Annotated in this window: 10 protein-coding genes; 2 read left to right on the forward strand and 8 right to left on the reverse strand. The window is 71.6% G+C overall.

The features are described 5' to 3' along the window. Nucleotides 1–123 precede the first annotated feature (123 nt). Nucleotides 124–1104, reverse strand: coding sequence for a TIGR01777 family oxidoreductase (locus FPZ41_RS40560; RefSeq protein ID WP_152869117.1), 981 nt, complete (start codon nucleotides 1102–1104; stop codon nucleotides 124–126). Nucleotides 1105–1174: 70 nt separating this feature from the next. Between FPZ41_RS40560 and FPZ41_RS40565 the strand changes: the two genes are divergently transcribed. Then, nucleotides 1175–1663 (forward strand): GNAT family N-acetyltransferase, encoded by a 489-nt coding sequence (locus FPZ41_RS40565; RefSeq protein ID WP_152869119.1) that lies wholly within the window; start codon nucleotides 1175–1177, stop codon nucleotides 1661–1663. An 82-nt stretch (nucleotides 1664–1745) separates the two neighbouring features. Here the strand turns inward: FPZ41_RS40565 and FPZ41_RS40570 are convergent, their stop codons facing one another. Continuing rightward, nucleotides 1746–2930 carry a MarP family serine protease gene (locus tag FPZ41_RS40570; protein WP_322621351.1) on the reverse strand — a complete coding sequence of 395 codons (1185 nt, stop codon included), beginning with the start codon at nucleotides 2928–2930 and terminating at the stop codon, nucleotides 1746–1748. A 427-nt stretch (nucleotides 2931–3357) separates the two neighbouring features. Between FPZ41_RS40570 and FPZ41_RS40575 the strand changes: the two genes are divergently transcribed. Next, nucleotides 3358–4077, forward strand: a complete 720-nt coding sequence (locus FPZ41_RS40575; protein WP_407698885.1) for a peptidoglycan recognition protein family protein — start codon at nucleotides 3358–3360, stop codon at nucleotides 4075–4077. Here the strand turns inward: FPZ41_RS40575 and FPZ41_RS50490 are convergent. The 6 genes from FPZ41_RS50490 to sucB all read right to left on the reverse strand — a co-directional run. After that, nucleotides 4074–4445, reverse strand: a complete 372-nt coding sequence (locus tag FPZ41_RS50490; RefSeq protein ID WP_194236395.1) for a hypothetical protein — start codon at nucleotides 4443–4445, stop codon at nucleotides 4074–4076. The two genes, FPZ41_RS40575 and FPZ41_RS50490, sit on opposite strands and share 4 nt — an antisense overlap. 9 nt (nucleotides 4446–4454) lie before the next feature. Beyond that, nucleotides 4455–4973 carry a DUF4240 domain-containing protein gene (locus FPZ41_RS40585; RefSeq protein ID WP_152869130.1) on the reverse strand — a complete coding sequence of 173 codons (519 nt, stop codon included), beginning with the start codon at nucleotides 4971–4973 and terminating at the stop codon, nucleotides 4455–4457. Nucleotides 4974–5090: 117 nt separating this feature from the next. Continuing rightward, the gene (locus tag FPZ41_RS40590; RefSeq protein WP_152869125.1) at nucleotides 5091–6077 is read right to left on the reverse strand and encodes a helix-turn-helix transcriptional regulator; all 987 of its coding nucleotides are present in this window, start codon (nucleotides 6075–6077) and stop codon (nucleotides 5091–5093) included. 114 nt (nucleotides 6078–6191) lie between these two features. Then, the gene (gene aceE, locus FPZ41_RS40595) at nucleotides 6192–8903 is read right to left on the reverse strand and encodes a pyruvate dehydrogenase (acetyl-transferring), homodimeric type (RefSeq protein WP_152869127.1); all 2712 of its coding nucleotides are present in this window, start codon (nucleotides 8901–8903) and stop codon (nucleotides 6192–6194) included. 282 nt (nucleotides 8904–9185) lie between these two features. Continuing rightward, nucleotides 9186–9809, reverse strand: coding sequence for a GntR family transcriptional regulator (locus FPZ41_RS40600; RefSeq protein WP_131570532.1), 624 nt, complete (start codon nucleotides 9807–9809; stop codon nucleotides 9186–9188). A 249-nt stretch (nucleotides 9810–10058) separates the two neighbouring features. Continuing rightward, on the reverse strand, nucleotides 10059–11162 hold a 1104-nt coding region (gene sucB, locus FPZ41_RS40605; RefSeq protein ID WP_152869129.1), incomplete at its 5' end, for a 2-oxoglutarate dehydrogenase, E2 component, dihydrolipoamide succinyltransferase.

Raw genomic sequence — 11162 nt, forward strand, 5'->3', positions numbered from 1 at the left:
GGGGTGGGTGGGTTGTGTGTGTGGGTGGGTGGTTCATCGACCTGAACGGCCTCGTCCTCAAACGCCGGACGGGCTGAATACGTGCGGGGGCCGGCCCCCGAAACGGGGGCAGACCCGTTCAGCTCAGCGCAGCGCTGCCCGTACCGCTGACTCCACCGTCGGAAACGCGAACGCGAAGCCGGAGTCCAGGAGTCGCGTCGGGACGGCCCGCGTGCTGCAGAGGATGTCACCGGCGACCTCGCCGAGGACGAGCCGGAGCGCGGGGGAGGGGACGGAGAAGAGCGTCGGGCGACGCAGGACGCGCCCCATCACGGCCGTCACCTCGCGGTTCGTCACCGGCTCGGGAGCCGTCAGGTTCACCGGCCCCGACAGCGACGGCGCGTCGATGAGGTGCCGGAGGGCGGCCACCTCGTCGTGCAGCGAGATGAAGCTCCAGTACTGGCGGCCGTTCCCGAGACGGCCACCCAGGCCCGCCTGGAAGAGAGGGAACAGCGGACCCCACGCCCCACCACCACGCGCCACCACCAGACCCGTACGGGCGAGCACCGTCCGGACCCCCGCCTCCCGCGCCGCGGCCGTCGCCTCCTCCCACTCCACACAGAGCGAGGGGAGGAACCCCTCACCCGGCGGCGACGACTCGTCGACCGTCCGGTCCCCCGTGTCCCCGTAGAACCCGATCGCACTGCCGTTCACGAAGACACGCGGCGGCACGTCGAGCGAGGCCACCGCCTCGGCGAGCGCCGCCGTCCCCAGCACCCGCCCGGCCCGGAGCTTCACCTTGTACGCAGCCGTCCAGCGGTGCGACGCCACCCCGGCCCCGGCGAGGTTCACCACCGCCGCACACCCGGCCAGCCCCGCCGTGTCCACCTGCTGGGCCTCCGGGTCCCACCGCACCTCGTCCCTGCCCCGCGGGGTCCGTCGTACGAGCCGGACCACCTCGTACCCGTCCGCCCGCAGCGAGCGCACCAGTGCCGAACCGATCAGCCCGGAAGCCCCGGCGATCGCGATCCGGGAACCGGGAGCCGGTGCCCCCTCGGCCTCGCCGCCCAGGGACGCAGCGGTGTCGAGCGGTTCGTCGCCGTCCAGTGGTGCGTCAGCGTTCATGGGAACATCCTGCCGGGTGCGCGGCCGCACCACACGGTCGGACTGCGCCGGTCGCCGTACTGTGGCCCCCATGCCGGTTCCGTACATACGTTTCGCCACCCACGACGACGAGGACGCGCTCGCCCGCCTCGACCGCGTCTCCTGGTCCACGCTGCACTCCGTCCAGCCGCGCCCCCAGCCGCCGTACGACCCCTTCTTCAACGAGCGGTTCGGGCCGCGTGACCACCTCGTCGCCGAACTCGGCGAGCAACTCGCCGGCTACATCCGGCTGGGCTACCCGAGCCTCCTCGCCTGCAACTCCCATGTGCGCCAGATCCAGGGCCTTGTCGTCGCCGAGACGGCGCGCGGTGCCGGGGTCGGCCGGGCGCTGCTGCGGGCCGTGCGGGAGGAGGTCCGACGGCAGGGCGCACGACGGCTCACCCTGCGCGTCCTCGGGCACAACACCGCGGCCAGGAAGCTGTACGAGTCCGAGGGGTTCGTGGTGGAGGGGATCCTCCCCGAGGAGTTCCTGCTCGACGGGGAGTACGTGGACGATGTCCTGATGGGGTGCCACCTCTGACCTGCGGGGTGTCACCTCTGACCTGGCTGGGGCGGCCCGCCCGAACGGCCCGGCGGCAGCCGCCCGCAGCGGTGCCCGTGTGCTACGAGGCGATCAACGCGCCCGTGTCCACCGGCGTCGTCGCGTTCCTCGCCCGCTGGGCGTCCCCTGCGATCTCGTCCACCGTCAGGACGTAGCCCGTCTCGTCGTCGGAGGTGGAGCGGGCGAAGACCACGCCGTACACGTTGCCGTCGGGTGTCAGGAGGGGGCCGCCGGAGTTGCCGGGGCGGACCGTGGAGCGGATGGAGTAGATCTCCCGGGTGACCGTGTCCGTGTTGTAGATGTTCTGGCCGGTCGCGTCGATGCGGCTGGCGACCGTGGCCGCCTGGAGGTCGAGGCCGCCGTCCTGCGGGTAACCGGCGACGACCGCGGAGTCGCCGCGCCCGGCGGAGTCGTCGAAGCGGAGCACGGGAGCGTCGAGGTCCGGCACGTAGAGGACCGCCACGTCCTTCTGCGGGTCGAACAGCACGACCCGGGCCTCGTACGTGCGGCCCACGCCGCCCACGCGGACGGTCGGGTCGTCGATGCCCGCCACCACGTGGGCGTTCGTCATCACGTGCTGCTCGGAGTAGACGAAGCCGCTGCCCTCGCGGCCCTGGCCGTCGGCCGAGCCCTCCACCTTCACCGTGCTGCGCTTGGCCACGTTCGTCGCGCTCGCCGTGACGCTGTCCCCGGAGGGCTTGGCGACCTGCGCCGTCGCCTCGTTCTCGAACGGGTTGAATACCTGCGGGAAGCCCGCCTCGGTGAGGGCGGAGGTGGCGCGCGAGAACCAGGTGGGGGTCGTCTCCGGCATGGTGTTCTGCACGGCGCCGAGCAGTGCCGAGTCGCGAATGGCCTGGGTCACCAGCGGGGACGAGGACGCGCCCAGCACGCTGGCGGCCACCCAGGCGACGATGAGGACGGCGACCGTGTTGGCCGCGGCCCCGCCGACTCCGTCGGCCACCCGGAGCGGGCCGCGCTCCAACTCCCGGCGCAGCAGCAGCCCCAGGCGCCCTGCCAGCTCGTGCCCGACCACGGCAGGTGCCAGCACTGTCAGCACGGCCGTGAGTGTTGCCGCCGGGGTCCCCGCCGTCACCAGGCCCATCACCCAGGGCAACACCCACACGCCGACGACCGCGCCGCCCACGAACCCGGCCAGCGAGATGCAGCCGGCGACCAGGCCACGGCGGTAACCGGACGCCGCGTAGGCCAGGATCACCAGCAACAGCAGGATGTCGAGCACGTCCACTCCACGCGCCTTTCTCTTGGGCCCCCTAGTACGCGTGGGGCGGGCCCGGTGATCAGGCAGGCTCGCGCGGCCCAGCGGAATCGGCCACGCGCCTGGACCTGTAGAAACGCCCCGGACCTGGACGATGGTTCCACCGGGTGGCGCACCCCACGTCGCGGCGGGGGCGGGCCGGGGTCAGGCTGACGCCATGCATGTCTTCCGGACGGCGCGAACACGGCGACGGCGACGGGGGCGGATACGGGCGCAGATACGGGGACGGATACGAGGGCAGATACGGCGACGGAAACGGGCTGCGCCGGGCGAGGCGGGTGCGACGCCCGTACGGCCGCCGCGCGTCGTCCGCCCAGCTGTCCGGGCTCCCCGGCTGCCGCGTGCCGCACTTCTCCCGCTCGCCTGTCTGCCCGTGCTCGCCGTCGTGGTGGGGGCGGTGCTGTGGGCGACGGCCGACGAGGACGGGACCCAGGGCCGCGTTCACCAAACGGTCCGGCCGCCGATCGTGCCGAGGGCCCAGTGGCTGGGCGACGCCGAGCGCAGTCAGTCGCCCGCGCGGTACGACGACCAGGTCCTCGCGGTCTTCGTGCACCACACCAACTCGCCGAACGACTACGACTGCGCTCAGACGCCCCGCACCCTCCGCCGGATGTACGCGGAGCAGACCGGCCGCCGGGACTGGAACGACATCGGCTACCACTTCCTCGTCGACCGCTGCGGCACGATCTACGAGGGCCGCGCGGGCGGTGTCGACCGGCCCGTCACCGGGGCCCACACTCAGGGCTTCAACCACCGTACGGCGGGCATCGCGGCCATCGGCACGTTCACGGCGGGCCTGCCGGTGCCCCGGGCGATGACCGACGCGATCGCCGCCCTCACCGCCTGGAAGCTGAGCCTCGCGGACGTCGACCCCCGCGGCGGAGTCCGCCTGGTGTCCAGCAACGACCACAGCCGGTACCCCGCCGGCACCTCCGTCCTCCTGCCTGCCCTGGCGGGCCACAGCGACGGCTACGTGACCAGCTGCCCGGGCGCGGCCCTCGGCCGGCGGCTCCCCGCACTCAGGGAGACCGCGGCCCGGCTTCAGGGCCGGTCCTGGCGCTCCCTTCACAGGCCGGGCGCGGACGTCTCACAGAGCCCTCCAAGATCCGCGGCCTAGCTTGTTCGTGTCACGCCGACCGGAGGTGGGGGAAAGATGATCAGCAGCCGCCCGAAGACGACGAACATGACCGCGAACATGACCACGAACACGAACACGAAGAAGACCAGCGCGAACACGAACACGAAGAAGACCAGGGACACGAACACGGGCACGGGCACGAAGAGGTCCTGGTCCCTGTCCCTGCGGAGCCCCTGGGCTGTGGCCTGCGCGGCCGTCGCCGTCGTGCTCGGCCCGTCCGCCGTCACCGCGTCCGCGCTGGAGCGGGCGAACTCGGCGCCCCTGCACCGTCCGGCGGCCCCGGACCGGGAGCCGCACCATGCCGCGCCCCACACCGCCCCGCAGTGCGCGTACCCGCCGCGCTCCACCTACCGAGCTCAGGCCCTGAACCGCTCCCAGAGCCTGGGATAGCGCTGCGCCAGCACGGCCTCGTTCTCGAAGTCCACGGGCGTGCCCTCGGGTTCGGGCGGTGCGGGTGCGAGGCCGAGGTCCGGGGCGACGGTACCGGTGAGCTGTTCGTAGGCCTCGTCCGCCGCGTACCCCAGTTCCTCGCCGTCCCCGTCGACCTCGTCGTCGAAGTCGTCCAGGAGATCGGCGAGCGAGTCCGGATCGTGCACGGCGCCCTCGAAGATCTCCCGGCCCTGGCCGATCAGCCAGCACCGGAAGAAGTCGAACACGTCGTCACCGGCCCCGTCGAGCAGCACCCACGCCGCGCCCCACACATCCCACTGGTACGCGCGGTTGTAGCGGGACTCGAAGTGCCGGGCGAAGTCCAGCACCGCGTCCGGGTCCAGCTGAACGAGCCGCTCGACGAGCAGGTCGGCCTGATCCTCGGGGTCGCCCTCGGCGGCCTCCCGGGTCGTGTCCACCAGCTCCCAGAACTCCGTCTCGTCCATCACAGGGACCAGCATCGGCCCTCTGGCGGAGGGACGCACCTGGACGAGGCCCAGAGCCCAAAAGTCCAACAGCTCAGCAGCAGTCCAATAGCCCAGCAGGCCGATCGCCCCACGGCGTCACGCGCCGTACAGCTCCGTCAGGCGCGCCGCGTCGTCCGTGAACCGTTTGCGCAGGGTCGCCGGGGACAGCACCTCCACCTCCGGGCCCAGGGCCGTGAGCTGGGCGTGGGCGACCTCCTCGGACTCGACCGGCAGTGTCACGGTCACCCGCCCCCGCTCGTCCGGGTCACCCGCGGCCGCCAGGGCCTCCCGGGCGGACCGGGGATCCACGGTGTACGCCAGCTGCCGTACGCCCTCCCCGGTCAACCGCACCACGACCTCGGCGCGCAGGATCGACCGCGCGAACTGCGCGGCCCGCTCCTCCCAGAAGGCCGGCAGGTCGAACTCCTCGTCCCGTGTGAAGCGGTCCTCGCGGACGGCCACCGTGGTGAACCGGTCGATGCGGTACACCCGGAAGGAGGCTTCCTCCGCCACGCGTGCGCACAGGTACCAGGCGCCCGCCTTCAGAACGAGCGCGTACGGCTCCAGCTCACGCACCACTTCCCGCTGAGGCTCCTTGTCCCCGCGCCGGTAGCGGGCCGTGATCCGTCGGTCGTCCCACACCGCGTCCGCGACCGTCGGCAGCAGCCCGGGTGTCTCGGGCTCCTTGAACCAGGCGGGGGCGTCCAGGTGGAACCGTTGCGAGGCCGTGCGCGAGGCGTCCCGGAGGGAGGGGAGGAGGGCGGCGGACACCTTGAGCCGGGCGGCCGAGGCGGCGTCCTCCAGTCCCATCTCCCGGAGAGCGGCCGGCACGCCGCTGAGGAACAGTGCCTCGGCCTCGCTGCGGGCCAGCCCGGTCAGCCGGGTGCGGTACCCGCCGATGAGGCGGTACCCACCGGCCCGCCCCCGGTCCGCGTACACCGGGACGCCGGCCTCCGACAGCGCCTGCGCGTCCCGCGTCACCGTCCGTTCGGACACCTCCAGCTCGCCGGCCAGTTCGGCCGCGGTCATGGATGGTCGTGACTGGAGCAACAACACCATCTTGATGAGCCGGGCAGCACGCATGGGCTCATGATGCCGGAGGGGCTGGAAAACCAGCCCCTCCGGCGTGTGAAAAGCGGGGGTTCAGGGGGCGGCGGAGCCCCTTGAACAGGGGTCGAAGGGCAGCGCCCTACGACCTCACAGCCCGTACCGCTCCCGTGCCTCCTTCACCGCCGTCGCCTTGACCTCGCCGCGCCGGGCGAGCTGGGCGAGAGCGGCGACGACGATCGACTGGGCGTCGACACCGAAGTGACGGCGCGCCGCGTCGCGGGTGTCCGAGAGACCGAAACCGTCCGCGCCGAGCGAGGAGTAGTCCTGCTCCACCCACTGCGCGATCTGGTCGGGAACCTGGCGCATGTAGTCGGAGACCGCGAGGACGGGACCCTCGGCGCCCTGGAGCGCCTGGCGTACGAACGGCACGCGGTCCTCGCCCCGCAGCAGCGCGGCGTCCGCCTCCAGCGCGTCGCGCCGCAGCTCCGTCCACGACGTCGCCGACCAGACGTCCGCCGCCACGCCCCACTCCTCGGCGAGCAGCTTCTGGGCTTCGAGGGCCCAGTGGATCGCCGTGCCGGAACCCAGCAGCTGGATGCGCGGCGCGTTGGCCACGAGCGACAGCCCCGCCGACTCCGCCGTGTTGAAGCGGTACAGGCCCTTGACGATGCCCTCGTCGATCGCGGCCACCGCCGGCTTCGCGGGCTGCGGCAGCGGCTCGTTGTAGACGGTGAGGTAGTAGAAGACGTTCGGGTCCTCACCCGGCGCCGCCTCCCCGTACATCCGGCGCAGACCGTCCTTCACGATCACCGCGATCTCGTACGCGAACGCCGGGTCGTACGACAGGGCCGCCGGGTTGGTCGCGGCGATCACCGGCGAGTGGCCGTCGGCGTGCTGCAGGCCCTCGCCCGTCAGCGTCGTACGGCCCGCCGTCGCACCGATGAGGAAGCCGCGGCCCAGCTGGTCGCCGAGCTGCCACATCTGGTCGGCCGTGCGCTGCCAGCCGAACATCGAGTAGAAGATGTAGAACGGGATCATCGCCTCGCTGTGCGTCGCGTACGACGTGGAGGCGGCGATGAAGTCGGCCATGGAACCGGCCTCGGTGATCCCCTCGTTGAGGATCTGCCCGTCCTTGGCCTCCTTGTAGTACATCAGCTGGTCGCGGTCGACCGGCTCGTACGTCTGGCCCTTGGGCGAGTAGATGCCGAGGGACGGGAAGAGGCTCTCCATGCCGAAGGTGCGCGCCTCGTCGGGGACGATCGGCACCCAGCGCCTGCCGGACTGCTTGTCGCGGACGAGGTCCTTGACGAGGCGGACGAAGGCCATGGTCGTCGCCACGTTCTGCGAGCCCGAGCCCTTGTCGAAGGACGCGAACGTCTTCTCGGCGGCCGCCGGCAGCGGGGCGAGCGCATGCGTACGACGCGCCGGTGCCGGACCGCCCAGGGCCGCGCGGCGCTCCTGGAGGTAGCGGACCTCGGGGGAGTCGGCGCCCGGGTGGCCGTACGGCACGACGCCGTCGGTGAACTGCGCGTCGGAGATCGGCAGCTCCAGCAGATCACGCATCGACTTGAACTCGTCCACCGTCAGCTTCTTCATCTGGTGGTTGGCGTTCTTCGACGCGAAGCCCTCGCCGAGCGTGAAGCCCTTGACGGTCTGCGCGAGGATGACGGTCGGGGCGCCCTTGTGCTCCACGGCCGCCTTGTACGCGGCGTACACCTTGCGCGCCTCGTGACCACCGCGGGAGAGATGGAAACATTCGAGGATCTTGTCGTCGGACAGCAGCTTGGCCATCTCGGCGAGCGCGGGGTCGGCCCCGAAGAAGTCCTGACGGATGTAGGCGGCGTCGCGGGTCTGGTACGTCTGCACCTGCGCGTCCGGCACCTCACGCAGACGGCGTACCAGCGCGCCGGTGGTGTCGAGCTGGAACAGCTCGTCCCAGGCGGTACCCCACAGGGTCTTGATGACGTTCCAGCCGGCGCCGCGGAACTGGGCCTCCAGCTCCTGCACGATCTTGAAGTTCGCGCGGACCGGACCGTCGAGGCGCTGCAGGTTGCAGTTGATGACGAAGGTCAGGTTGTCCAGGCCCTCGCGGGACGCCAGTCCGAGCGCGGCCGTCGACTCGGGCTCGTCCATCTCGCCGTCGCCGAGGAACGCCCAGACATGGGAGTTGGAGACGTCCTTGATCCCGCGGCTGGTGAGGTAGCGGTTGAAGCGCGCCTGGTAGATCGCCGACAGCGGGCCGAGGCCCATCGACACCGTCGGGAACTCCCACAGCCAGGGCAGACGGCGCGGGTGCGGGTAGGACGGCAGGCCGTTGCCCCCCGCCTCCTGGCGGAAGTTGTCCAGCTGGGTCTCGGTCAGGCGGCCGTCGAGGAACGCACGGGCGTAGATGCCGGGGGAGGCGTGGCCCTGGATGTACAGCTGGTCGCCGGAGCCGGGAGCGTCCTGGGAGTCCTTGCCCCGGAAGAAGTGGTTGAAGCCGGTCTCGTAGAGCCAGGCCGCCGAGGCGAAGGTGGCGATGTGGCCGCCGACGCCGAGTTTCGAGGCCCGGGTCACCATCGCGGCCGCGTTCCAGCGGTTCCACGCGGTGATACGGCGCTCCATCTCCTCGTCACCGGGCACGGCGGGCTCGGCGGGGGTGGGGATGGTGTTGACGTAGTCGGTCTCAAGGAGCTTGGGCAGCGCGAGTCCGCCCGCCTCGGCGCGCTCCAGCGTGCGCCGCATCAGGTACGCGGCGCGGTGCGGCCCGGCCGCCTTGGTGACGGCGTCCAGCGAGGCCCGCCACTCGGCGGTCTCCTCGGGGTCGCGGTCCGGGAGCTGGTCGAGCTCGCTCGGCTGGATTGCGGTGAGGTCGGTCATTGCGCCGCCTTCCGGATACGGAGGGGGGTTCCCTCGTCGGTAAGGGGTTTGGGGGTGCCCTTCGTCTTGGCAGGACAGGGCGGGGGCTCTGGTGGGAGCCCTGGGCGACTCTAACTCCCTGATCGATGATCGATCAAAGGGTTGAGAGGCAAAACCTCTTGATCACGAGAAAGTCGGCACGGGGTGCCTTCGGCAGCGGCACCGGGTGTCGTGGTCTGCCCGGAGTTTTCGCAGGTGAGGGCGCGTATGAGCGGGCCTGTGCTCGTCTCGCGGCAAGACGTCTCAGGCGCGCGGTGCGCAGCCCAGAACATGGGCCTTCACGATGTCGGCGATCCTCGGGTCACGCCTGCGGAACGCTGCCACCAGTTCCTCGTGCTCCTCGGCGTACGACTGCTGGACCGTGCCCAGCCAGCGGATGGACAGCGCCGTGAACACCTCGATGCCGAGGCCCTCCCAGGTGTGCAGGAGGACCGAGTTGCCGGCGGCTCTCACCAGTTCCCGGTGGAAGGCGACCGTGTGGCGCACCTGGCCGGTGCCGTCCGACCTGCGGTCCGCCTCGTACAGCGCGGTGACGTGCGGCTCCAGCGCCGAGCAGTCCTCGGCCAGCTTCTCCGCCGCGAGCTCCGCCGCGATGGCCTCAAGACCGGCCCGTACGGGGTAGCTCTCCTCCAGGTCGGCCGCGGTCAGGTTCCGTACGCGTACGCCCTTGTTCGGCGCCGACTCGATCAGCCGGAGCGACTCCAGCTCCCGCAGGGCCTCGCGCACGGGGGTCTGGCTGACCTCCAGTTCCGTCGCGATCCGCCGCTCGACGATCCGCTCACCCGGCTTCCATCGCCCGCTCACGATCCCCTCCACGATGTGCTCGCGGATCTGTTCGCGCAGCGAGTGGACGACGGGCGCGGTCATGAGGGCTCCTTAACGAGGGGCCGCCCATCGGCCCCGGGGGCGTTTGACGTTTAGACAATACGGCCGCGCGTCCCTGCGGGAGAGGCGTAGAGGGGCGCTTTCGCGCAGGTGAGACGAGACTTACACGGGGCACCCACCGGGCATACGACGGTGCCCCGCCCGGGGAAGCCCGGACGGGGCACCGTACTGAAAGACGCACTGGCAGACGCAATGACAGATGCACTGCCGATGCGCTGACAGCCGTACTGACTACAGGCCGAGCTCCACCTCGAACTCGCCCGCCTCCAGGATCGCCTTGACGGCCGTCAGGTAACGGGCCGCGTCGGCGCCGTCCACCAGGCGGTGGTCGTAGGAGAGGGTCAGGTACGTCATGTCGCGGACGCCGATGACCGTGCCCTCCTCCGTCTCGATGACCGCGGGGCGCTTGACCGTGGCGCCGATGCCGAGGATCGCGACCTGGTTCGGCGGCACGATGATCGTGTCGAAGAGCGCGCCGCGCGAGCCGGTGTTGCTGATGGTGAAGGTCGCGCCGGAGAGCTCGTCCGGGGTGATCTTGCTGGCCCGGACCTTGCCCGCCAGGTCGGCGGTGGCCTTGGCGATGCCGGCGATGTTCAGGTCGCCCGCGTTCTTGATGACCGGGGTCATCAGGCCCTTCTCGGAGTCCACGGCGATGCCGACGTTCTCCGTGTCGAAGTACGTGATGGTGCCCTCGGCCACGTTGATCCGGGCGTTGATGGCCGGGTGGGCCTTCAGCGCCTGGGCCGCCGCCTTCACGAAGAACGGCATCGGGGAGAGCTTCACGCCCTCGCGGGCCGCGAACGAGTTCTTCGCCTGGTTGCGCAGCCGCATCAGACGCGTCACGTCGACCTCGACCACCGAGGACAGCTGGGCCTGCTCCTGCAGGGCCTTGACCATGTTGTCGCCGATGACCTTGCGGATCCGCGGCATCTTGATGGTCTGGCCACGCAGCGGGGAGACCTCCAGGACGGGGGTCTTCTTCGCCGTGACGGCGGCCGGGGCGGCGGCGGCCGGAGCCGGAGCGGCGGCGGCGGCCTTCGCGGCCTCGGCGGCGGCGATGACGTCCTGCTTGCGGATGCGGCCGCCGACGCCGGTGCCCTTGACGGTGGACAGGTCGACGCCGTTCTCGGCGGCGAGCTTGCGCACCAGCGGGGTCACGTAGGCGCCCTCGTCGGTGGCCTCGGCGGCGGCCGGAGCGGCCGGAGCCGGGGTGACGGGAGCGGGTGCGACCGGCGCGGGAGCCGGGGCGGCCGGAGCCGCGGCCTGGGCCGGAACCGGGGCGGGCGCCGGAGCCGCGGGGGCAGCCGGAGCCGGAGCCGGGGCGGGCGCCGGAGC

The organism is Streptomyces acidicola (assembly GCF_009377235.1).
In the GTDB taxonomy this organism is placed as follows: Bacteria; Actinomycetota; Actinomycetes; order Streptomycetales; family Streptomycetaceae; genus Streptomyces; species Streptomyces acidicola.